Source organism: Conexibacter sp. S30A1, assembly GCF_023330665.1.
GTDB lineage: Bacteria > Actinomycetota > Thermoleophilia > Solirubrobacterales > Solirubrobacteraceae > Palsa-465.
In genome coordinates, this window is sequence record NZ_CP097127.1 from 2,342,414 (window position 1) to 2,364,832 (window position 22,419).

The 22,419-nt window shown below is 69.0% G+C and carries 17 protein-coding genes and 1 tRNA gene; 6 read left to right on the plus strand and 12 right to left on the minus strand.

Going from position 1 to position 22,419, the window contains the following annotated elements; all coding sequences use genetic code 11:
- The first annotated feature begins 30 nt into the window (after positions 1–30).
- Positions 31–1,155, plus strand: coding sequence for a sugar ABC transporter substrate-binding protein (locus M3M54_RS11360; RefSeq protein ID WP_249019162.1), 1,125 nt, complete (start codon positions 31–33; stop codon positions 1,153–1,155).
- Between the two features lie 775 nt (positions 1,156–1,930).
- Here the strand turns inward: M3M54_RS11360 and M3M54_RS11365 are convergent.
- The 11 genes from M3M54_RS11365 to M3M54_RS11415 all read right to left on the minus strand — a co-directional run bounded on the left by M3M54_RS11365 (position 1,931) and on the right by M3M54_RS11415 (position 12,860).
- Positions 1,931–3,064: a site-specific integrase gene (locus tag M3M54_RS11365; protein ID WP_249019163.1), complete on the minus strand. Its 1,134-nt coding sequence runs from the start codon at positions 3,062–3,064 to the stop codon at positions 1,931–1,933.
- Positions 3,065–3,193: 129 nt separating this feature from the next.
- Positions 3,194–3,266 (minus strand) — tRNA-Lys (locus M3M54_RS11370).
- Between the two features lie 47 nt (positions 3,267–3,313).
- Positions 3,314–3,736: a RidA family protein gene (locus M3M54_RS11375; protein ID WP_249019164.1), complete on the minus strand. Its 423-nt coding sequence runs from the start codon at positions 3,734–3,736 to the stop codon at positions 3,314–3,316.
- A gap of 5 nt (positions 3,737–3,741) precedes the next feature.
- Positions 3,742–5,334 carry a bifunctional phosphoribosylaminoimidazolecarboxamide formyltransferase/IMP cyclohydrolase gene (purH, locus tag M3M54_RS11380; RefSeq protein ID WP_249019165.1) on the minus strand — a complete coding sequence of 531 codons (1,593 nt, stop codon included), beginning with the start codon at positions 5,332–5,334 and terminating at the stop codon, positions 3,742–3,744.
- Between the two features lie 10 nt (positions 5,335–5,344).
- Positions 5,345–5,971 (minus strand): phosphoribosylglycinamide formyltransferase, encoded by a 627-nt coding sequence (purN, locus tag M3M54_RS11385; protein WP_249019166.1) that lies wholly within the window; start codon positions 5,969–5,971, stop codon positions 5,345–5,347.
- 48 nt (positions 5,972–6,019) lie between these two features.
- Positions 6,020–7,495: an amidophosphoribosyltransferase gene (gene purF, locus M3M54_RS11390; protein ID WP_249019167.1), complete on the minus strand. Its 1,476-nt coding sequence runs from the start codon at positions 7,493–7,495 to the stop codon at positions 6,020–6,022.
- A gap of 23 nt (positions 7,496–7,518) precedes the next feature.
- Entirely contained in the window at positions 7,519–9,726 is a 2,208-nt protein-coding gene (gene purL, locus M3M54_RS11395) for a phosphoribosylformylglycinamidine synthase subunit PurL (RefSeq protein WP_249019168.1), read from the minus strand.
- A 19-nt stretch (positions 9,727–9,745) separates the two neighbouring features.
- Complete coding sequence (purQ, locus tag M3M54_RS11400) at positions 9,746–10,396, minus strand: phosphoribosylformylglycinamidine synthase subunit PurQ (protein ID WP_249019169.1); 651 nt, start codon at positions 10,394–10,396, stop codon at positions 9,746–9,748.
- Positions 10,393–10,617 (minus strand): phosphoribosylformylglycinamidine synthase subunit PurS, encoded by a 225-nt coding sequence (gene purS, locus M3M54_RS11405; protein WP_249019170.1) that lies wholly within the window; start codon positions 10,615–10,617, stop codon positions 10,393–10,395. Before purS ends, purQ begins: the two co-directional genes overlap by 4 nt.
- 19 nt (positions 10,618–10,636) lie before the next feature.
- Positions 10,637–11,539: a phosphoribosylaminoimidazolesuccinocarboxamide synthase gene (locus M3M54_RS11410; RefSeq protein ID WP_249019171.1), complete on the minus strand. Its 903-nt coding sequence runs from the start codon at positions 11,537–11,539 to the stop codon at positions 10,637–10,639.
- 10 nt (positions 11,540–11,549) lie between these two features.
- Positions 11,550–12,860: a LysR family transcriptional regulator gene (locus M3M54_RS11415; protein WP_249019172.1), complete on the minus strand. Its 1,311-nt coding sequence runs from the start codon at positions 12,858–12,860 to the stop codon at positions 11,550–11,552.
- Between the two features lie 357 nt (positions 12,861–13,217).
- On the opposite strand from M3M54_RS11415, the gene M3M54_RS11420 reads away from it, so the two are divergent.
- The 4 genes from M3M54_RS11420 to M3M54_RS11435 all read left to right on the plus strand — a co-directional run bounded on the left by M3M54_RS11420 (position 13,218) and on the right by M3M54_RS11435 (position 20,430).
- Positions 13,218–14,531, plus strand: a complete 1,314-nt coding sequence (locus M3M54_RS11420) for an MFS transporter (protein ID WP_249019173.1) — start codon at positions 13,218–13,220, stop codon at positions 14,529–14,531.
- Positions 14,528–16,624: a bifunctional diguanylate cyclase/phosphodiesterase gene (locus M3M54_RS11425; RefSeq protein WP_249019174.1), complete on the plus strand. Its 2,097-nt coding sequence runs from the start codon at positions 14,528–14,530 to the stop codon at positions 16,622–16,624. The genes M3M54_RS11420 and M3M54_RS11425 overlap by 4 nt, the downstream gene beginning before the upstream one ends.
- Before the next feature lie 66 nt (positions 16,625–16,690).
- Positions 16,691–19,024: an Orn/Lys/Arg decarboxylase N-terminal domain-containing protein gene (locus M3M54_RS11430; RefSeq protein WP_249019175.1), complete on the plus strand. Its 2,334-nt coding sequence runs from the start codon at positions 16,691–16,693 to the stop codon at positions 19,022–19,024.
- On the plus strand, positions 19,021–20,430 hold the full coding sequence (locus M3M54_RS11435; protein WP_249019176.1) for a dihydrolipoyl dehydrogenase: 1,410 nt from the start codon (positions 19,021–19,023) through the stop codon (positions 20,428–20,430). Before M3M54_RS11430 ends, M3M54_RS11435 begins: the two co-directional genes overlap by 4 nt.
- A gap of 6 nt (positions 20,431–20,436) precedes the next feature.
- Here the strand turns inward: M3M54_RS11435 and M3M54_RS11440 are convergent, their stop codons facing one another.
- On the minus strand, positions 20,437–20,790 hold the full coding sequence (locus tag M3M54_RS11440; RefSeq protein ID WP_249019177.1) for a helix-turn-helix transcriptional regulator: 354 nt from the start codon (positions 20,788–20,790) through the stop codon (positions 20,437–20,439).
- A 139-nt stretch (positions 20,791–20,929) separates the two neighbouring features.
- On the opposite strand from M3M54_RS11440, the gene M3M54_RS11445 reads away from it, so the two are divergent.
- On the plus strand, positions 20,930–22,246 hold the full coding sequence (locus M3M54_RS11445; RefSeq protein ID WP_305883078.1) for an arsenic transporter: 1,317 nt from the start codon (positions 20,930–20,932) through the stop codon (positions 22,244–22,246).
- The last annotated feature ends 173 nt before the right edge of the window (positions 22,247–22,419 follow it).

The following is a 22,419-nucleotide window of genomic DNA, read 5'->3' on the forward strand; positions in this document are numbered from 1 at the left end:
GTGATAGGCACCCCGCCGAGGAGGAGAATAATGGCTTTACGAAGGTTGTCACTCAGACAACGGGTCGCCGCGCTGGCGGCAACGGTCGTAGTCTGTGTTGGAGGGTTACTAGGAGCTGGCGCATTGCTAGGAGCGTCGGCGGCGTCAGCGCATCAGCATTCGGCTCGAACTGCGAATTCGGCACGAACTGCCGAGTCGGCCCGAGCTGCTAGTGGAGCGTGCGCGACCTTCTGGCGACCAGCCGCTGTGATTGCCGGAGGAAAACTACCCTCTGGTCTCTCCTGCGCGCACAAGCACCCGTACACGATTGCTCTTTTGGGCGGACTCAACTGCCCATACTGCTCGTCGTGGACTAAAGCGGCCGAAGCTGAGTTGACGGCGCTCGGCGCCAAGGTCGTCCTCAACCTGAACGCCAATGGCAGCGCTACGACGCAGGCCTCCCAGATGCAGGAGGCAATCTCGCGGCACCCTGACGGAATCATTGTTTTCCCAGTGAGTGAGTCGGGGATCGTGCCTAGCCTCATTGCAGCAAAGGCGGCCGGGGTCAAGGTGGAGGCTTCCAACTCACCTCCGAGCCCGGCGGCGATGAAAGACATCATCGGCTATACGGGCCCGAATAACACCCAAGAGGGGCAAGTCGCAGCGAGAATGCTCGCCAACGCGATGCACAAGAAGGGTAACGTCATCGTGATCCTAGGCGCCGCTGGAACCACTCCTGAGGTTCAGCGACTCGCGGGCTTCAAGGAGACGCTGAAGAAAGTCGCGCCCAAGATGAGGGTACTTGGCACGGGTGTCGGCAACTGGGAGGAGTCGCAGTCGATTACGGCCACTTCCAGCCTATTGAGCCGCTACGGCTCCAAGGTCAACGGAATTTTCGCAGAGGACGACACGACAGCGGCCGGTGCTGCAAAGGCGGCAAAGGCGGCGGGTGTCAAGCTGCCAATCGTTGGAGTGGGCGGCAGCACGGCTGGCCTTCAAGGGATCAAGACAGGCGCGATCTACGGAACGATGTATCAGTCCCCGTACCTGGACGGGGCATTTGGTCCGATAATGGTTTACGACACGCTTGAGCATCTCAAGCATCAGCACGTGGTGAATCTCCCGCTGCCGATGATCACCAAGTCGAATGTGCGGAAGTTCAAGGCGGAGTGGTGAACTATCTAACCGGCAGGGCCTAGGCCGGCCTTAGCCCGGTAATGGACGGTGGGCGGTTAGCCTTGGTGTAACCGCCCACCGTTCTCGGTAGCACGCCCAGGAGATCAACGAGCGATCGGTGTCAGGTGCCCTTCCTCAGAAGTGCGGTCGGCGACGCTTGGCGCCAAGCTGAGACGCGTGCGAGACAGCCTCCGGGCGCGTGTCGCCCGGGTCCACTCCAGATCACTATTCGGGGTCTCGCGGCACGAATGTGGTCAGCGTGAGCAGCTGAAACCAGCAGGGAAAGGGAGCAACCGTGCGAGTCAGCCTCGCGCAAAGCCCGTCGCTACTTGGGATCAGGTGGCGCTGGCGGCGGTACGAGCCGGACTTTCGCCGGCCGCCCACGAGCATCCGCCGCTTGCGCACGACCTACAACGCACCTCCCGGTCACGCATGCCCTGCTCACCGGCATCTTCTTGACATCACCGTACCCACATCAATGCCGGAAGACCCACTATTCGGAGAGCCACGTAATGAGGCCGACGTCGCTGTCTTTATCTACTTCGCCGTCAGACCGCTCAGGTCGAGCCGAGGCACGGTTGGATGTGCCACTTCACGCTCTTCTGTAGTTTGCTCGTCCGAGTGCCCGGTATAGCCCGAAGCCATCCAATGTGCTGTGGGAGGGGGGTCCCAGACACCTGCTCCCGCGGTTCCGCTCGTGCAAGCCAAGCTGGCTGCATGCCGTGCCAACCTGCTGTCGCCGACAGTCACGCGATGAGACGCCGTGGTTTCTCCCCTAGCGCTGCTGGCGTCCGAACTGGCCCCCGGCGCGCCCCGCCGGCCCCTCGGTCGCGAAGGCCGCGGCAACAAGCCGCGCGTCATCAGGATGCGGGGCGTAGTGCAGGTACTTCATCGTCGTCTGGATGTCTGAGTGGCCCATCCACTCCTGCACACGGCGCACATCAGCCTTGGCGATCATCCGCGTACCGAACGTGTGACGCAGGTCATGGAAACGCAGGGTCCGAAGGTTGGCACGCCTAAGCGCGGTCTTGTAGCGGATCCTCAATGCCGAGTCCGACAGGTACTGGCCGGTCTCGCTGGCGAAAACCAGGTCATCGTCACCGATCCAGTGCTCGCGGGCGGAAAGCTTCGCCAGGGCAGACGCCACATCCGGCGCCATCGGCACCGAGCGCACCTTGCCTGACTTCGGGGTCGTCAGCTGCCCGCCAGCCCAACTGGACCGCACACGGATCACCGAACCGGAGAAGTCGACGTCGCGCCAGCGCAAAGCCAGCAGCTCACCCATCCGCAGACCCGTGAACGCAGCCGTCAAGTAGATCGCGCCATCAAGCTCCGAGGAAGCGGCGCGCACCAACGCCCACACCTCCTCGGGCGCGAGCACCTCAATGTCACCGCTCGAGCGTTGCGGGTGCTTCTCGACCCTGGCCAGCGGGTTCCCGTCCAGCCCATACACCCGCTGCGCACGCCGGAAGATGCCGTGCAACTGAATCAGCAGCTTGTTCTTCGTGCGGTTTGAGAGACCGTCAAGCGTGCCCCGCCATGCCTCGATCTCCTCGACCGTGATGGACTCAAGCTCGCGCTCACCGAACGCCGGCAGCAGGTGCGCGTTCAGCGCCGAGCGGTAATCACGGATCGTCGACGGCTTGCGCTCGCGATCCTGCGCGATGAAACGCAACCACTCCTCGGCAGCATCGGCAAACGTCGCGTGGCTTGACCGCATGCCAGCCAACGTGCCCCGCCGCGCCTGATCGAGAACCTCGCCAAGCCAGGCCTCAGCCGCACGCTTGGTGAAGTAGCCCTCCGGTGGCCGTCCACGCGCAGACCAGACCGGACCGATCTTCTTCTGCACCTGCCGACCATCGGGCAGCCGGTACTTCGCATACCAGACCGGACCCCTGGCGCGGTCCACGCGAAACACGTGTCCCGACGGCTCTGAAAGCGCTCCCATGCGTGCTTTTCAACCACATATTCGGGACATATTCGGCAAACTGCGGCTTCAGCTAAAACCTGAAACAGCCTGCTTGCTGGGCTTTTGCAGTGCCGGCGCTGGGACTCGAACCCAGGCGCTTCGGATTAAAAGTCCGCTGCTCTGCCAACTGAGCTACGCCGGCCTGCCTCTGATGATGGCACTCGACGCCCGACCGCGAGCGGCCGGTGGCTACCGGGCCGCCGGGTCGCGGTGGGCGACGAGCTCGATCTCAACCAGCATGCGCGGGTCGATCAGGCCGGAGACCTCGACCATCGTGGTAACCGGACCGCCGCCGGACAGACCGCCGAAGACCTCGCCGTGGACACGGCCCACCTCGTCAGCACGCGAGATGTCGGTCACGTACATGCGCACCTGCACCACGTCGGCGACGCCCAGGCCGACGCGCGAGAGCTCGCCCCGCAGCTTGCGAAAGATCTCGGTGGCCTGCTCGCGGGGCGTCGCCCCAACCACCGCGCCCGACGGATCGACGGACGTGGTGCCGCCGATCATCACCCACGGGCCGGCGCAGACCACGCGGCTGTACCCGTAGAGCCCCTCCCACGGTGACGGCGGGTCTCCCGCCAGCCGCCTTGCTGATGGGCCTGGCGCCATGCTGGTCAGTGCCGGAAGTGGCGGCGTCCGGCGAAGACCATCGCCGCGCCGGCGCGGTTGACCGCGGCGATCACCTCGCCGTCACGGATCGAGCCGCCCGGCTGGATGATCGCGGTGACGCCGGCCTCGAGCGCGAGCTCGGCACCGTCGGCGAACGGGAAGAACGCGTCGGAGGCAAGCACCGTCCCGACGACCGGCGACTGCGCCTTCTGCACCGCCAGGCGCACCGCGTCCACACGGCTCACCTGCCCGGCGCCGATCCCGACGGTCGCGCCGTCACGCGTCAGCACGATCGCGTTTGACTTCACGTGCTTGCAGACACGCCAGGCGAACGCAAGCTCCGACCACTCCTCCTCGGTTGGCTGCCGCTCTGAGGCGACCTCCATCACCTCGCGGTCCTCGTTGGAGCTATCACGGTCCTGTACGAGCACGCCACCCGCAACCTGGCGGATGGCTGGCTCATAGCGGCCGTCCCAGCGGCGCTCGCGGTCGTCGAGGATCCGCAGGTTTGGCTTGTCGGCGAACACCGCGAGCGCCTCGTCGTCGAAACCCCGCCCGAGCAGTAGCTCCGCAAACTGCCCGTGGATCGCGCGCGCGGTCTCTTCGTCGACACGGCGGTTGAAGACGATCACCCCACCGAAGGCGGAAGCCGGGTCGCAGGCGAATGCCCGCTGGTAGGCCTCCAGGGTCGTCCTGCCGACCGCCACGCCACATGGGTTGTTGTGCTTGACGATCACGCAGGCGGGGACGACGAACTCGCCCAGCAGCGCGCGTGCGTCGAGGTCGAGCAGGTTGTTGAACGACAGCTCTTTGCCGGCCAGCTGGGCGACCTGCGAGAGCAGGTGCGTGCGCGCCCCGACCTGGGTGTAGAAGGCACCGCGCTGGTGCGGGTTCTCGCCGTACGGCAGCTCCATCTCACGCTCGAAGGCGCGCACCAAAAGCGGCGGAAAGTCCTCGTGCTTCTCCTGAAACCAGCGCGTGATCGCGGCGTCGTAGCGGGCCGTGTAGGCGAACGCCTCAGCCGCCAGGCTCTCGCGGGTCTGCAGCGACAGCTGCCGGTCGCTGGTGCGCAGCTCCTCGAGCACCGCGTCGTAGCTCACAGGCGACACCACGGGGACCGCGAAGGCGAAGTTCTTGGCTGCCGCCCGGATCATCGTCGGACCGCCGATGTCGATGTCCTCGATCACCTCCCGCTCGCTGACGCCGCGGCGTGCGGCCGTGCGCTCGAACGGGTAGAGGTTCACGCACACCAGGTCAACCGGCTCGATCGCGTGCGCGCTGGCCGCCTCCAGGTGCGCGGGGTCGTCACGCCGCGCCAGCAGACTCGCGTACAGCTTCGGGTGCAGCGTCTTGACGCGCCCGTCCATGATCTCCGGGAACCCTGTCAGGTCGCTGACGGCGCGCACCTCGATCCCGGCCGCAGCGAGCTCCGCCGCGGTGCCACCCGTGGACACCAGCTCGATGCCGAGCTCGGCCAGACCACGAGCGAAATCAACGATCCCGGTCTTGTCAGAGACCGATAGAAGCGCCCTTGCGATCTGCACCTGCCCCGGCGCGCAGGGCGACAGCCCGGTAGGCGCCTCACTCCCCGTTGTCATAGCCGCGACTCTACCGCTCTGGCAGGACCGCGAGGGGTCCAACCAGCACGCGGCGCGGGTGCGTGGAGGCGATCCGCACGGCGCCACGGGCAAACAGCCTGACGACCTCAGGCAGCATCTGGTGCTCCAGCGCCTGCAGGTGCGGCACCACGTCCGCCGGCTCACGCGCATCCGGCAGGCTGACCGCACGCTGCATGATGACCGGCCCGCTGTCAGCGCCGGGGTCGGCGTAGTGCACCGTCACCCCGAACAGCTTGACGCCGTAGGCGAGCGCCTGACCGACCGCATCCAGCCCCGCGAAGGCCGGCAGGAGCGACGGGTGGATGTTGATCACCGCGTCCGGGAAGCGGTCCAGGAACTCCTCGCAGACGAGCTGCATGTAGCCGGCCATCACCACCAGCTGGGCGCCCTGTTCGCGCAGCCAGCCCGCCATCGCCCGGTCACGCGCGCGCCGATCTCCCCGGAAATCCTGGCGGCCAAAGACGGCCGTTGGGATCTCGGCCGCGGCGGCGCGCTCGAGCGCCTGTGCCTCCGGGTTGTCGGAGGCGACGGCGACGATGCGCACGCCGTCGCGGCCGTGCACCTGATCGATCAGCGCCTGCAGATTGGTGCCAACCCCAGATGCCAGGACGGCCACCCTCAAAGAATCACCAGAGCTCATCTGCTTATCCAAAACCTACAGCAGCTAGCTCGCCGCGGCTTGCACGAGCGGCAGCGGCCGGTGCTCGAGCGCGTATTTCCCGCCGGCGGCCTCGGTGCCGGCAAGCGGGTACTCGCCGCTGAAGCAGGCGTCACAGTGCTCGCCACGCAGCCCGCGCACGGCCTCATAGACACCCGCCAGGGACAGGTACGCGAGCGAGTCCGCGCCGATCAGACGACAGACTTCGTCGACCGAACGCCCGTGCGCGACCATCTCCTCGCGGGAGGACATGTCGATGCCGTAGTGGCAGGGATGCTTGATCGGCGGCGAGGAGATGCGCAGATGAATCTCGGCGGCGCCCGCGTCACGCAGCATCGCCACGATCTGCGGCATCGTGTTGCCCCGCACGATCGAGTCGTCGACCACCACCAGGCGCTTGCCTTGGACCACCTCCGGAAGCGGGTTGAACTTCAAGCGCAGGCCGTTGCGCCGCAACTGCTGGCCGGGCTGGATGAAGGTGCGCGCCACGTAGCGGTTCTTGATGAAACCGTCGTCCTGGGGCAGCCCCGCGGCCTGTGCCAGGCCACGCGCGGCGGCGTTGCCGGAGTCGGGGATCGCGATCACGAGATCAGCATCCACCGGCGCCTCACGCCACAGGATCGCGCCCATCCGTGCACGCGTCACCTGCAGCCGCTGGCCGTGCATCAGCGAGTCCGGACGCGCGAAGTAGATGTACTCAAAGACGCAGAACGCGCGCCGCTCGGCACTTGAAACGATCTGCGAACGCACACCGCTTGCGTCGAGCGTGAGCACCTCACCGGGCTCCACGTCGCGCAGGAAGCGCGCGCCGATCAGGTCAAAGGCACACGACTCGCTGGCCACGCAGTACACCGGCGGGCCCGCTTGCACGCCGTCGATCACGCCGAGCGCCAGCGGCCGCAGCCCGTGCGGGTCGCGGAAGGCGACCACACGGTCGGCGCTCATGACCACCGTCGAGAAGGCACCGCGCAACCGCGGCAACACGTCAGCTACAGCCTCCTCCAGCGTGTCGGCGGGGTGTGTTGCCAGCAGCGCCGCGATGATCTCCGAATCGGAGGTGGAGCTGAAGCTGACCGCGGACTCGCGCAGCTCGTTGTGCAGCTCCACGGCGTTGATCAGGTTGCCGTTGTGCGCCAGCGCGAGCGCACGGCGATCCTCGCGCACGATCGGCTGCGCGTTCTCCCACTCCGAGGACCCGGTCGTCGAGTAGCGCACGTGCCCGATCGCCAGATCCCCGACCAGCGAGCGCAGCATGTGCTCGTCAAAGACCTGCGAGACCAGCCCCTGCTCGCGCGTGCCCCAGATCGAGCCACCCAGCGGCGCGACCGCGATGCCAGCCGACTCCTGGCCACGATGCTGAAGCGCGTAGAGCGCGAAGTAGGTCAGCCGAGCAACCTCAACGCCCGGCGCCCCGGCCGCGAATATGCCAAACACACCACACTCGTCGCGCGGTCCGTCACGATGATCCAGAAGCGTTGACACCGGAGGCTGACCTACGGTCGAGCTTAGCTGACGAGCGCCGCGAGCCCGTCGCCATGGATCGCGGAAAGCTCGGAAACTGGCAGCTTCAGCAGACCCTCGACGTTCAGCTCGCGCCCGCCGACGGCGCCGATCACGCGCAGCCCCGCGAGCGCCTCGGTGGGGCCACTGACGATGAACGCGGTGCCCAGGTCCTCGCCGAACGGGTCCAGGCCGTCTGGGAGCGTGACGATCGCGCCCACCCCACCGGCGATGCAGCACTCGGCCAGCGCCACCAGGAGGCCGCCCTCGGCGATGTCGTGTGCGCTGGTGAAGGCACGCGTGCGCACGCCCTCACGCACCCGCTGGTGGGCGGAGCGGAGCGCCACCACGTCCTTGCCAGGCAGTGCGCCAGCGGGCGCACTGCCGTGGAGCTTGGCGATCTCAGAGCCGTCACGGCGCGGGTTGAAGTCCCCGACCAGCGCGATGCGGTCGCCCGGGTTGGCGAAGCCCAGCCGGCCGGCGTGGCGCACGTCCGGCAGGCGGCCAACCATGCCGATCACCGGCGTGGGCAGAATCGGGCCCTCGGGCGACTCGTTGTAGAGCGAGACGTTGCCGCCGACCACCGGCACGTCGAGGTCGCGACAGGCCTGCGCGAGGCCCTCCACGGCCTCGACCAGCTGCCAGGCCACGTGCGGCTTCTCCGGATTGCCGAAGTTCAGGCAGTTGGTCAGCCCGAGCGGCTCGGCGCCGACGCAGGCGAGGTTGGCGGCGCACTCGTAGACGACCTCGGCGGCGCCGGCGCGCGGGTCGACCGCAACCCGGCGGCCGTTACCGTCAATCGCGACCGCGATCCCCGGGATCGGCTCGCCGCCCGCACCGCTCGAGGCGCTCAGCACCGGCAGCGCCAGCACCGCGGCGTCGGCCTCGCCGGGGCGGCGCACGGTGCGTGACTGCACCACCGGGTCGTACTGCTCATAGACCGGCAGGCGCGAGGCGATGTTGGCGCTCGCGAGCAGGGCCTTTAGCTGTGTGGCCGGGTCAGCGTCGGTGGCGACCCGCTGGTCGCCACCGCCGTAGAGCGTGGTCGTGGGCCGTTCGGGCGCGAGGTCATACAGCGGGCAGTCGTCGACCAGCAGCTCGACCGGGATCTCACCGACCAGCTCGCTGCCGCGCAGGATGCGGAAGTGGCGGCTTGCGGTCACCTCGCCAATCACGGCCGCCTGCACCTCCCAGCGCTCACAGACCGCCGTGACCTGGTCGAGCAGGCGCGGCTCGACCACGCAGAGCATGCGCTCCTGCGATTCGGAGACCATGATCTCAAACGGCTCCATGTCGGCCTCGCGCAGCGGCACACGTGAGACGTCGATGTCCAGGCCGACACCGCCCTTGCTGGCCATCTCTGAGGCGGCGGAGGTCAGGCCCGCTGCGCCGAGGTCCTGCAGCGAGGCCAACAGCTCGCGGTCGAGCAGCTCGAGGCTGCACTCCATCAGCTTCTTCTCGGCGAACGGGTCGCCGATCTGCACGGTTGGGCGCTTGGCGTGGTCGCCGCCATCGCCACCCGTGCCGCCGCTCAGCTCGGCGCTGGCCAGCACCGAGGCGCCGCCGATCCCGTCCCGGCCGGTCCGCGCCCCGAACAGGAGCACGAGGTTCCCGGGGCCGGCGGCGGCGGCGCTGGTCAGCCGGTCGTGTGGCGCCAGCCCGACGGCCATCGCGTTGACCAGGCAGTTCTGCTCGTAGCTTTGCTCGAAGTAGATCTCGCCGCCGACGGTCGGCACGCCGATCGAGTTGCCGTAGTGGCCGATGCCTGCCACGGCGTGCTCGAGCAGGTAGCGGGACCGCTGCGAGCTTGCCGGCTCGCCGAAGCGCAGGCTGTCGAGCACCGCGATCGGGCGCGCGCCGACCGCAAAGATGTCCCTGAGGATCCCGCCGACCCCGGTCGCCGCGCCCTGAAAGGGCTCAACAGCGCTCGGATGGTTGTGGGACTCGACCTTGAAGGCGACCGCCAGGCCGTCGCCGGCGTCGACCGCGCCGGCGTTCTCACCGGGCCCGACCAGCACGTGCGCACCCTCGGTCGGCAGGCGGCGCAGGAGCTTCTTGGAGTGCTTGTAGGCACAGTGCTCGGACCACATCAGCGACAGCATCGCCAGCTCCACGTCGGTGGGTGTGCGGCCGAGCCCGTCGAGGATCAGCGCGTACTCGTGGTCGGTGAGGCCTAGCTCCCGGTGACGCGGCTGGGTGTCGGTGTCGGTCATCGCTCGCGAGGGGAGCTGTTCAGGCCACCGGGACGCGCTCGGAGACAGCGGCGCGGATCGACTCGAAGATCGTGAGGCCGTCGTCCGAGCCGGTCAGCGCGTCGACCGCGTGCTCAGGATGGGGCATCAGGCCAAAGACGTTGCCGGCGTTGTTGACAACCCCCGCGATGTCGTCCTGGGAGCCGTTGGGGTTCTGCCCGGGGGCGTAACGCAGCACGACCTGAACCGGCTCGGGCGCGTAGTAGCGGCCGGTGGTGTGTTTGACCGGTATCGAGAGCGTCGGCGGGCAGTTGCGGGTGAACGGCGTGTCGTGGTCTGCCACGTCGAGCAGGACCTGACGGAAGACGAACCTGAGGTTGTCGTTGATGAGCAGGGCGCCCGGCAAAAGCCCCGCCTCGCAGAGGATCTGAAAGCCGTTGCAGATGCCGAGCACCAGGCCACCTGCATGCGCGAACTCGATCACCGACTCCATCACCGGGGCGAAGCGTGCGATCGCGCCCGTGCGCAGGTAGTCACCGTATGAGAAGCCGCCCGGGATGACAACCGCGTCGACGCCCTTCAGATCGCGGTCGCGGTGCCAGAGGATCTCGGCCTCACCGACCCGCTGGGCGGCCAGCAGCGCGTCGACGTCGTCGCAGGTGCCGGGGAAGCGGATGACGCCGAACTTCACAGCGACTCGATGATCTCGTAGTCCTCGATGAGCGGGTTCGCCAGCAGGCGCTCGCACATCGCCGGCAGCTGGCTTGGGTCCTCCACGTCGAGCTCCACCAGACGCCCAATGTGGACCCCGGAGACGCCTGAGAAGCCGAGCGCCGGCAGCGCCCGCTCCACCGCCTGGCCCTGCGGGTCGAGGATGCCCGCCTTGGGACGGATCAGCACACGGGCGCGCATCAGCCGCTCACCGCCTTCATCAGCCGCGCACCGCCCTGGCTTCAGGGGCGCCGGTGCGCGCCAGCCAGTCCGCGAAGCTCGAGCCGCTCAGGCGCTCGTAGGCTTCGATGTAGCGCTCGCGCGTGCGGGTGACGATCTCGGGCGGGATCTCCGGCGCCGGCGGCAGCTTGTCCCAGCCGGTTCCGGCAGCCCAGTCGCGGGCGATCTGCTTGTCGAAGCTGGGCTGGCCGTGGCCCGGCTCATAGCCATCAAGCGGCCAGAAGCGCGAGGAGTCGGGTGTGCAGACCTCGTCGCCGAGCGTCAGCGTGCCGTTTGTGTCCAGACCGAACTCGAACTTCGTGTCGGCGAGGATGATGCCGCTTGCGCGGGCGTGCTCGGCGGCGTGACGGTAGAGACTGACGGCCGCCTCGCGCAGACGCTCGGCCAGGTCGCGGTCACCGAGCAGCTCCGTGAGGCGCGCGAAGTCGAGCGGCTCGTCGTGGCCGATGTCGGCCTTGGTGGTTGGGGTGAAGATCGGCTCGGGCAGCTGGTCTGACTCGCGCAGTCCGGCCGGCAGCTCGACGCCCGAGATCACACCGGTCTGCTGGTAGTCCCGCCAGCCGGAGCCGCTCAGATAGCCACGCACGATCGCTTCGACCGGCAGCATCCGGAGCTTCTTGACGACCATCGCCCGGCCCCTGACCGCAGCCGGCACGCCGGCGGTGACCGAGACCAGATGGTTGGGAAAGAGATCCCTGGTGCGCTCGGACCAGAAGGTCGAGATCGCCGTGAGCACGGCACCCTTGTCGGGGACCGGGTTGGGGTGCACCGCGTCGTAGGTGGAGATGCGGTCGGAGGCGACCAGCAGCAGCTCATCGTCCAGGTCGTATATCTCCCGCACCTTCCCGGAGGCGACGAGATGGAGGTCGGTGATGGCCACCATTGTGGCGATCCTACCGGTTGGGGCCAGCACCTGGATGGCCCCACACCCCCTGCGGCACGCCGGGCGTCAGCGGCAGGTCCGCGTCGGGCAGGCCGGCGAGCGGGCCCGCCAGCGCCACGGCCGCGGCCAGCGGCGGCGTCTGTCCGGTGGGAACCTCCGACTCGACGCCCGCCGGCGCCCCGGAGCGCGGGCGGGCGAAAGGTGTGTGCAGGATGTGGCCTGCCACCGTCTGCACCTCGGGTCGCAGGTCGAGCATCGTGCCGACCCAGACCAGCGCGTAGTCGAGGCCGAAGCGCAGGCCCTCGACGCGACGGACCTCCAGCTGCTGCTCGGGATTCGCGCGCGCGGCCATCATCGAGATCAGCGCCGGGCGGCCGCGGGTCTGCGCTAGCGCCAGGATGGTGGCGCTCGAGCCGACGACCGCGTCGGGCGCCGTGCGCTCGAGCCCCTGGCGCTCGAGTGTGGCGTTCACGACGCGGCTCGAGTTGGACCACGGGTCGCGCTGCAGGATCTCGGTCTGGGCGAACTCCTGAGCGGGGATCTCCTCGTACTGCTCCCAGGGATGGCCGGAGGGGACCGCGACCACGAGCTCATCGCGCCATACGATCCACTGCTCGAGCCCGTCCGAGTAGAGCGCGTAGGGATCCACGCTGGCGATCCCCAGGTCGCTGCGCCCGTCGCGCACGAGCTCCCGGACCAGCTCGGAGTTGGCCGAGATCAGCTCGGTCGCGAGGCCCGGCTCGCTGTCGGCCAGCTGGCCCAGCACCAGCGGCAGGCGCAGCTCCGCAACCGTCGGGCTGGCGGCGATCCGCACCGGCGCGCTGGGCGGGGAGCTGATCAGCGCCTGGACCGAATCGGCGCTGCGCAGCAGTCGGCGGGCCGCGCTGTAGAGCTGAACTCCAGCTGGGGTGAGCGTGACCCCGCGGCTCGAGCGCTCAAACAGGTTGGCGCCGGCGACGTGCTCGAGCGCGCGCATGCGCTTTGACATCGCCGGCTGGCTGACGCCCATCGCGCGCGCCGCCTCGGCGATGCTGCCGAGCGTCGCGGCGGCACAGAAGGCGCGCAGCTCGCCGACCTCCAAATCGCGCACCGGCACGTGGCGGCGGGCTGCGGGCCGAGGCCCGCTGGATGGCCGCGGCGGAGGGATGGGCGGCGGCGTGGGGCGCGCCTCGGCCACGGGCGCGGACGGCTCCGGGGCTGGACCGGCGGCCTGCTCGGCAAGCGCGAACAGCTCGTCGATGCCGAGTGGCTCCGCGCTCAGGCGCCCAGACTGGCCCGCCGGCTCTTGCGTGCCACCCTGATCGCCTCGCAGCGCCGACATGGGCGGGAGCATAAGTGAGCCCCCGGACCAGCTTAAACGCTCAAACCCTTGCAACGCATCTTGCAAGGGTTTCTAAGGGTATTTACGGAAACTTCCGATCAGGACCGTGAGTGTGTCGGGCGGGGTCGAGGAATCGGATCCCGCTCGATTCCTCGACCCAGCTCAAATGAAACTAACCAATGACGCGGACACCCATGGTGGCGACTCCCTTGTGTTTGCCGTGAATTTCTTGAACGTTTTCCGCTTGAAGGTGCTACTGACGGAAGGTGCTGCTTAGCGCGCTACGAAGATTGCCCCTGTGTCCCACGCGCCGGTAGAGCCGACCTGGTTATGCCGCGCATAACCGCCCGTTAGCCGATGCTCGATCTCCGCCCGCTGCGCTCCCCCGGCTTCCGCCACGTGGCGCTCACGGCCTGGGTCAACGAGCTCGGCAACTGGGTCGGGGAGGTGGCGCTCGCGATCCTCGTCTACGACCGCACGGGCAGCCCGCTTGCGACCGCCGCCATGTTCCTGACCCTGCGCTTTCTGCCCTCCCTGCTCGCGCCGCCGCTGACGACGCGGGTCGAGCCGCTGCCGCCCCGCTACGTGCTGGCCGTGCTGTTCTCGCTGGAGGCGCTCATCTACGTGATGATCGCCGCGGCCACCGCGCAGCACTTCTCGCTGCCACTGGTGCTGGCGCTGGTCGCCGCCGATGGCCTGCTGGCGATCACCGCCACGGCGCTCACGCGCACGGTGCTCGCCACCGGCCTGACGCGTGACGGGCTGCTGCGCGAGGGCAACGCGCTGATCAACCTCGGGGCGATGGTCGTGATCGCCGGCGGGCCGGCGCTCGCCGGCGTGCTCGCGGCCACCAACGGCACCGGCACCGCGCTGCGCTTTGACGCCGCCACCTTCGTGGTCGCCGCGCTGATCATCGTGACGGCGCGGCACCTGCGCATCGAGAGCGACACCGACGCCGGCTTCGCCGGCCGGCTGCGGGCCGGCCTTCAGACGCTGCGCACCAGCCCCACCGTGAGCCGCCTGGTCGTGGCGATCGCGCTGGCGATCGGCCTGGGCTCGGTGGCGCTGCCGATCGAGGTGATCTTCGCCAAGCAGACGCTGCACGCCGGCGACCTCGGCTACGGCCTGCTGCTCACCGCCTGGGGTGCGGGCATGGTCGCCGGCGGGCTCGGCTTCGCGCTCGCCGAGCGGCGCACGCTGATGGCGGTGCTCGGAACCAGCGCGCTGCTCGAGGCGCTCGGCTACGGCGGCCTGGCGGCCGCGCCGACGCTCGCGCTCGCCTGCGCCTTCTCGTTCCTCGGCGGGATCGGCAACAGCGCCGCCTGGGTGGCGGCCCGCACCGCCCTGCAGGAGCGCATCCCGCTGCGGCGCCAGGCGGCCGTGATGGCGGTGGTGGAGTCCGCCATTCAGACGGCGCCGGCGCTCGGCTTCATCGCCGGCGGCGCCGTGACCGCGCTCAGCTCCCCGCGCGCGGCCTACGCCGTCTCGGCGCTCGGCGTAGCCGCCGTGGTGGCCTGGTTCACGCTGCGCCCGATCGACCGCGTGAGGATCAGCCTCGACGCAGCGCCGGCCGACCCCGACGCCCGCGCGCCGAGCGACCCGCCCGAAGGCCTGCAGGAGATGGCTGCACCGGGACGAAACGATCCCACGCCGAGCCTGCCCACCGGATGACCGAGAACCCGCATCCAGACGCCCGCGCGGAGGCACCGCCGGACTCCACGGCACCGCAGCCGCGCACCCCCGGCCGCGCCCTAGCCGCATTCCAGATCGCCGGCACCGCCGCCGCGCTCGCGCTCGCCGCGGCGCTCTCACTGTTCGCCCCCGGTCTCGGCGACTGGAACCCGGCCTACCTGGCGATCCTGGTGGTGCTGGCCGTCGGCAGCGAGCTCACCGCCACGGCGCTCCCGTCGGCGACGCTAGCGATCTCCGGCAGCTTCCTGAGCATCATGCTCACCGCCGTCCTGCTCGGCGGCCCGGCGGCGGCGGCCGTCGGTCTGGCGACCGTCATCTTCGGCTGGCTGCGCTGGCGCGAGCGGGGCCACAACTTCCGCCACAACCTGCTGGCCTTCAGCTGGTTTCCGCTGCTCAGCGGGCTCTGGTTTCGCTGGGTGTCCGGCCTCGCCGGCGTTCACCAGCACGGCCCGAGCTACGGGCACCACCAGCCGCTCTACTACCTGCTCGTGTTCGCAACCTTCATCGTCGGCCTCGCGCTGAACCTGGCGATGGCCGCCGCCTACACCGGCTGGGTCAAGCGCGAGCGCTTCCTCACCAAGCTCGGCGAGCTTCGCCCCTTCATCTCGGCCGAGCTCGCGACCGCCGTGCTGACGATGATCGCCGTCTACCTGACAAGCCAGCTCCACATCTGGGGCCTCTTGATGTTCGCGCTGGTGTTGGTGATCTTCCAGTACCTGATCGGCGAGCTGCTGCTCTCCCAACACCGCGGCAAGGAGCTCGCGAAGCTGGCGCTGACCGACGAGCTGACCGGGCTTGCCAACCGCAAGTGCTTCAACGAGCGGGTCGATGAGCTGATCGCCGCAGGCGGCGGGCCGGCGGGCTCCTTCGGCGTGCTGCTGCTCGACCTCGACCACTTCAAGGACATCAACGACACGCTCGGCCACCAGTACGGCGACGACCTGCTCAGGGAGCTCGGGCCGAAGCTGGCGGCGCGGATCGGCGACGACGGCCTGGTGGCGCGCTTCGGCGGGGATGAGTTCGGCGTGCTGCCGGCCGTGCGAACCGAGAACCTGGCGTCGCTGACGGCGATCGCCGAGGACGTGGTCGCCTGCCTGCGCGAGCCGGTCAGCTTCGACGACATCACGCTGCAGGTCGACGCCAGCATCGGCGTAGCCCGCTACCCGAGCGACGGCCACGACGCGCAGACGCTGCTGCGCCGGGCCGACATCGCCATGTACGAGGCCAAGGCCGAGCGCGACAGCCATCGCTTCTACACCCACGGCCAGGACCACCACTCGGCCTCACGGCTGAACCTGGTCGGTGACTTCCGCCGCGCGCTGGACAAGGACAATGAGATCGTCGTGCACTTCCACCCGATCGTCGACTTGGAGAGCGGCGCGGTGCACGGCGCCGAGGCGCTGGTGCGCTGGCAGCACCCGGAGCTCGGGCTGCTGCAGCCGGCGGCGTTCCTTGAGATCGTCGAGCAGACCGGCCTGATCGGCGCGATGACAGACCACGTGCTGAAGCTCGCGATCGCCGAGTGCGCTGCCTGGCACGCGGCCGGGCGCGACCTGACCGTCGCGGTGAACCTTTCGGTGCGCAACCTTCACGACCCGATGCTCTCCTCACAGGTCGCGCAGCTGCTCGACCGCCATCACCTCGCGCCCGAGGCGCTGATGCTCGAGATCACCGAGAGCATGATCCTCTCCGACCCCCAGCGGGCGCTGGTGACCGTGGAGGGCCTCAGCGAGATCGGCGTGCGCTTTGCGGTCGATGACTTCGGCACCGGCTACTCCACGCTCGCCAACCTCCGGCGCCTGCCGGTGCACGAGCTCAAGATCGACCGCTCGTTCGTCACGCCGATGCTCAACGAGGCCTCGGACGGGGTGATCGTCCGCTCGACCGTTGACCTCGGTCACGCCCTCGGGCTCAAGGTCGTGGCCGAGGGCGTCGAGGACCCGGTCACGCTCGCCCGCCTGCGCGAGATCGGCTGTGACCGCGCCCAGGGCCACCACTTCTCCAAGCCGGTCCCGCCAATCGAGTTCATGCGCTGGATCAGCCGCTACGAGCAGGGGCGCGCGGTCGCCTGAGCGCGCACCCCGCCCGGCGTCCATAATGGCAGGCAGGGGTCTCCTACGCCATCAAGGAGCCGTGCCATGCACCTGCTCGACTCGTTCCCGATCCTGCTCGTCGACGACGGGCTCCACGACGACACCGCCGCCGGCCGTGCGACGCGCGCGCTGGTCGAGCAGCTGCGCCGCGACGGGACCGAGGTGATCACCGCCACCGAGTCCGTCGACGCTGAGCAGATCATCGCCTTCAACCAGTCGCTCAGCGCCGTGCTCGTTGACTGGGACGCCCACCACAGAGGCACCGCCGGCGACGGTGCGCGGTCGAACCAGGGCGGCGGGTCACAGGCCCAGCGGCTGATCGCCCATGTCCGGGCGCAGAATCTCGCCCTGCCGCTGTTCGTGCTGGCCGATCACTCGACGCTCGACCAGCTGCCGGGCGAGCTGCTGCACCAGATCAACGGTTACGTCTGGAAGCTGGAGGACACGCCGGAGTTCGTCGCGCGACGTATCGAGCAGGCGCGCCGGCGCTACCTGCAGCGGCTGCTGCCGCCGTTCTTCGGAGCGCTCGTGAACTTCACCGAGGAGGCGAGCTACTCCTGGCACACGCCGGGACACAGCGGCGGGGCAGCGTTTCTCAAGAGCCCGGTGGGGGTCGCGTTTCACCGCTTCTTTGGCGAGAACACACTGCGCAGCGACCTGTCCGTGTCGGTCGGGGCGCTGGGTTCGCTGCTTGAGCACTCGGGTCTGGTCGGCGCCGCCGAGGCGGAGGCCGCACAGACGTTCGGTGCGCAGCGCACGATGTTCGTGACCAACGGCACCTCAACCGCGAACAAGATCGTCTTCCACGCCTCGGTGCGGCCCGGAGACGTGGTGCTCGTGGACCGCAACTGCCACAAGTCGATCATGCACGCGATCGTGATGACCGGCGCGATCCCCGTGTACCTGCAGCCGAGCCGCAACGCCCACGGGATCATCGGCCCGATCCCGCCCGGCGAGCTCACACCTGAGTCGGTCCAGAGCAGCTTTGCGGCAAACCCGCTGGTTCCGAGCGGCACCACGCACGCCGCCCTGGCGGTGGTGACCAACTCGACCTACGACGGGCTCTGCTACGACGCCCAGGGCGTCCTCGACGCGCTCTCGGCCAGCACCAGGCGGGTCCTGTTCGACGAGGCCTGGTTCGCATACGCCAAGTTCCACCCCCTGTACTCAGGGCGCTACGCCACCGGCGTGACCCGCCGTCCCGGACAGGCGGCGACGTTCGCGACCCAGTCGACGCACAAGCTGCTGACCGCTTTCTCCCAGGGCTCGATGCTGCACCTGAGCGACCCTGAAGGGCTGGTCAACGAAACGGCGCTGGCCGAGTCCTACATGATGCACACCTCAACCTCGCCGCAGTACGGCGTGATCGCCTCACTCGACGTCGCCGCGAAGATGATGTCCGGCGAGCGTGGCCGGGCGATGATCGACGAGGCGATCAGCGAGGCGCTCGCCTTCCGCCGCGAGCTGACGGCGCTGGCCGACGCCTGCCCGGCCGGTGACTGGTGCCTGCGTCCCTGGCAGCCGCCCGGGCTTGTGCAGAGGGAACTCGGCGCCCAGCGCGAGGCGGCGCTGTGGTCGCTTGGGCCGGGCGAGCGTTGGCACGGCTACACCGACCCCGGCGACGGCCATGTGCTGCTCGACCCGCTGAAGGTCACGATCCTCACGCCCGGCGTGCAGGAGAGCGGACGCATGGCGGAGCACGGCATCCCCGCCGCGCTCCTGTCGCGCTTTCTGGACGAGCGCGGGATCGTCGTGGAGAAGACCGGCTCCTACTCGCTGCTGGTCCTCTTCTCGCTCGGCATCACCAAGGGCAAGTGGGGGACGCTTTTGGCGGAGCTGCTCGAGTTCAAGCGACTCTACGACTCGGGCGCGCAGCTCGCCGAGGCGATGCCGCAACTCGTGGCCGCACACCCGCAGCGCTACGGCAGGATGACGCTGCGCGGGCTCGCCGACGCGCTGCACGCCGAGATGCGCGCGGCGGCGGTCACCGAGCTGCAGGGCGCGATGTACGCGGAGCTCCCGGAGCCCGCGACCACGCCTGCGCTCGCGTTCGAGCAGCTGGTCGCCGGCAGCGCCACGCTGGCGCGGATCAGCGAGCTCCCGGGCCAGGTCAGCGCGGCCATGCTCGTGCCCTACCCGCCGGGCATCCCGGTCGTGATGCCCGGCGAGCGCTTTGGCGATGCCGGCAGCGCCGTGATCCGCTACCTGGCCGCATCCGAGGCACTCGACGCTCGCTTCCCCGGCTTCCAGAGCGAGATCCACGGGATCGAGATCCAGACCGACGGTAGCTACCGCATACCATGTCTGAGCAGCGCCGCTCGGCAGCCCGCCGGCGACCGCAGTTGGATGTCCGTCGGCCTGGCGGGAGTTTCACGATGAGCGTTCAAGCAAACGATTCAGCCCGCACCAGCGACGTTGATGTGGTGGTGATCGGTGCGGGCGGCGGCGGCTACCCGGGAGCCTTCCTGCTCAACCGCGCTGGCCGGAGCGTGGTGATGGTTGATCCGATCGGCAACCTCGGCGGCGACTGTCTGGCCGAGGGCTGCGTGCCCTCCAAGGCCGTGCGAGAGGCGAGCCTCGTGCGTGCACGCGCCACGTATCACGCGGACTTCGGCCTCGCCGGCGCAGTCCCGGCGGTGAACTGGGCGGGTGTGCTCGCCCACAAGGACCGCGTGCAGCAGACCCGCTACCGCCAGCACGAAACCGAGCTGGCCGCCGCGAAGCTGCGCCTGCACAACGGACTCGCGCAGATCGTCGCAGGCAACGCGGTGGAGGTTGTGGAAGCGGACGGCACGGCGCACCGCTACCGCTTCAGGGACCTGATCCTCGCAAGCGGCTCGGCGCCGAGCCTGCTGCGCGTACCGGGCTCCGAGCTGGCGCTCACCTCCCACGACCTGTTCCGCCTCGGCGCCGACCTCGCGTTCCCGGCGCGACCGGTCATCATCGGCGGCGGCTACATCGGCGTCGAGGCCGCGTCGATGCTCGAGAACCTGGGCGCCGAGCCGACGGTGCTCGAGGCGACCGGAGAGCTCCTGCCGGGCTTTGACGCCGAGCTGGCCAGGGGGCTGCACGCCCAGCTCGGGCGGCGCGTCAAAATCGTGACCGGCGCGTCGGTCACGGGGATCGCGCGCGACGGCCAGGGGTATCTGGTCAGCTACGACCACGACGGCGCCGTGGCCAAGCTCTCAGGCGACGCGGTGATCATGGCCACGGGGCGCCACGTGGTGCTGCCCGAAGGCGTTGAGCACCTCGGGCTCGAAGCCCGGATTGCGCCAGTGGTCGACAACCAGCTGCGGACCACCAACCCCCACGTCTACGCGCCCGGAGACGTCAACGGCCGCAGCATGCTGTTTCATTCGGCCGTTCGCCAGAGCCTTGTTGCGGCTCACGCGATCCTCGCGGGCGGTCAGGCGGTCGATGCGATGGACTTTGAGTCGGTTCCAATGACCGTCTTCACCGAGCCCGAGGCGGCTCATGTCGGCCTGACCGAAGCGCAGGCCGGCGAGCGCTTCGGGGCGGTCGAGGTCGGACGCTACGACTTCCACGAGGACTCGCGGGCGCAGATCATGGGCGAGACAGATGGCTACCTCAAGCTCGTCTTTGAGGGACGGCGCGGCACGCTCGTGGGCGCGCAGATCCTCGGCCTGGACGCCGCCCAGCTGATCGCGCCGCTCGCGCTTGCCGTGCACACCGGCGCAAGCGCGGCGACGCTCGCGCAGATCGCCTTCCCGCACCCGATGCTCTCAGAGGGCATCGGCACGGCCGCGCGCCAGGTCTCGAGCTGAGCGGCGCTACTGCAGCCAGGCGGCAAGCTCGGCGAGCACGCCGGGAATGACGAAGTAATAGGCCCAGAGGCCTCGGCGCTCGGAGCCGACGATGCCCGCCTCGCGCAGGACCTTGAGGTGGTGGGAGACGGTCGGCTGGGAGAGATCAAAGAGCGGCACCAGCTCGCACACGCAGACCTTGCCCGCGTGCAGGCGCAGCACGTCGACGAGCTGCACGCGCACGGGATCGGCCAGTGCCCGCGCGACCGCCGCCATCCGCACCGCCTGCTCGCGCTGCACGTCGGGGTAGACGACCGGTTCGCAGCAGCGCTCGCCGGCGGCGCGCTTGGTCTTGGGTGAGAACTCCAGATCGACCGCCATCTATATCCGAGACTACCAATTCAACTCATGACTATCAATGCAATACTGTGCCCGTGAGCCGTAGCGCCCCGGCAACCGATCCAGCGCGACCCGGTCAGGCGCACATCCAGAACCCTCACGGCTCGGTGGCGGCGCGATTGTGCTGAGCCTGGATGGGGCGGCGCTCACAGTCGCCGCGGTGGCGATCTTCCTGCTCACCCTGACCCTTGTGATCGCCCAGCCGAGAGGACTGTCGATCGGCTGGTCGGCTGCGGGCGGCGCGGTGGTCGCTCTGGCGCTCGGCGTGGTGGACCTGGCGAATGTGGCCACGGTGTGGGGGATCGTCTGGAACGCCACGATCACGTTCGTGGCGGTGATCGTGATCTCGCTCGTGCTCGACCGCATCGGCTTCTTCGAGTGGGCGGCGCTGCACATGCTCGCCTGGGCGAAGGGCGACGCGAAGCGCGCACTGCTCTACCTACTCGGTCTCGGGGCGCTCGTGGCAGCGTTCTTCGCCAACGACGGCGCGGCGCTGATTCTCACCCCCATCGTCTACCAGCAGATGCGCGCGCTCGGCTTCGACCGACGCCAGGCGCTGCCGTTCGTCATGGCCGCCGGGTTCATCGCGGACACCACCAGCCTGCCGCTGGTGGTGTCGAACCTGGTGAACATCGTGAGCGCCAACTTCTTCCACATCGGCTTCGTCACCTACGCGACGACCATGACCCCCGTCGATCTTGTCTCGTTGGCCGCCAGCGTGGCCGTGCTCTTCCTCTTCTACCGCCGCTCAATACCCGCCCGCTACGAGACCGGGCAGCTGGCCGCACCGCAGCGCGCGATCCGCGATCTGAGGCTGTTCCGGGCCGGCTGGGTCGTGCTCGGCGTGCTGCTCGGCGGCTACCTGCTCTCCGAGCCGTTGCACTTTCCGGTCTCGATCCCCGCCTCGATCGCAGCCGCGGCGTTCCTGGCCCTCGCATCCCGCTCAGACGCCCTGTCGAGCACCACGGTGCTGCGTGAAGCACCGTGGAGGATCGTGGTGTTCTCCGTCGGGATGTACCTGGTTGTCTACGGCCTGTTCAATGCCGGCCTCACCGTCTACCTCTCGGACGTGATGCGATCAGCCGCGACAGCGGGGGTGGTCCCGGCCACGTTCGTCGGCGGGTTTGCCACTGCAGGGCTTTCCGCGGTGATGAACAACATGCCGACCACGCTTGTCGCGGCGCTCGCGGTCCACGGGGCGCATGTGAGCGGTGCCGCCCATCGCGCCTTGGTCTTTGCGGATGTCGTCGGCGCGGACCTCGGCCCGAAGTTCACCCCCATCGGCTCACTCGCCACCCTGCTGTGGTTGCACGTGCTCGACAGCAAAGGCATCAGGATCAGCTGGGGGCAGTACTTCCACCAAGGCGTCATCCTCACCACCCCGGTCCTCGCCGTAACCCTGCTTGCCCTGGCCGGCTGGGTCACCATCGTCCGGTAGCTCAACCTGGCCACCTCAGGCCTCCGGCCAACCACCTCCAGCCCCCAAACCTCCGCCACAGAGCGAGCTTTGTGCATCTGGGGCGATGGGAGTGCACAGACTGCACAAAACTCCCAACCGCGAGCAGCTTTGGGGGCTGGAGGCGGTTGGCTGACAGCGTTGGGGGCGCGAGG

What these genes read in the sequence shown, in the direction of transcription:
- M3M54_RS11360 (WP_249019162.1), top strand. Translation starts at nt 31, where the DNA reads ATGGCTTTACGAAGGTTGTCACTCAGACAACGGGTCGCCGCGCTGGCG.
- M3M54_RS11375 (WP_249019164.1), bottom strand. Translation starts at nt 3,736, where the DNA reads ATGGCGCCAGGCCCATCAGCAAGGCGGCTGGCGGGAGACCCGCCGTCA.
- purH (WP_249019165.1), bottom strand. Translation starts at nt 5,334, where the DNA reads ATGACAACGGGGAGTGAGGCGCCTACCGGGCTGTCGCCCTGCGCGCCG.
- purL (WP_249019168.1), bottom strand. Translation starts at nt 9,726, where the DNA reads ATGACCGACACCGACACCCAGCCGCGTCACCGGGAGCTAGGCCTCACC.
- purS (WP_249019170.1), bottom strand. Translation starts at nt 10,617, where the DNA reads ATGCGCGCCCGTGTGCTGATCCGTCCCAAGGCGGGCATCCTCGACCCG.
- M3M54_RS11410 (WP_249019171.1), bottom strand. Translation starts at nt 11,539, where the DNA reads ATGGTGGCCATCACCGACCTCCATCTCGTCGCCTCCGGGAAGGTGCGG.
- M3M54_RS11415 (WP_249019172.1), bottom strand. Translation starts at nt 12,860, where the DNA reads ATGTCGGCGCTGCGAGGCGATCAGGGTGGCACGCAAGAGCCGGCGGGC.
- M3M54_RS11420 (WP_249019173.1), top strand. Translation starts at nt 13,218, where the DNA reads ATGCTCGATCTCCGCCCGCTGCGCTCCCCCGGCTTCCGCCACGTGGCG.
- M3M54_RS11425 (WP_249019174.1), top strand. Translation starts at nt 14,528, where the DNA reads ATGACCGAGAACCCGCATCCAGACGCCCGCGCGGAGGCACCGCCGGAC.
- M3M54_RS11430 (WP_249019175.1), top strand. Translation starts at nt 16,691, where the DNA reads ATGCACCTGCTCGACTCGTTCCCGATCCTGCTCGTCGACGACGGGCTC.
- M3M54_RS11435 (WP_249019176.1), top strand. Translation starts at nt 19,021, where the DNA reads ATGAGCGTTCAAGCAAACGATTCAGCCCGCACCAGCGACGTTGATGTG.
- M3M54_RS11440 (WP_249019177.1), bottom strand. Translation starts at nt 20,790, where the DNA reads ATGGCGGTCGATCTGGAGTTCTCACCCAAGACCAAGCGCGCCGCCGGC.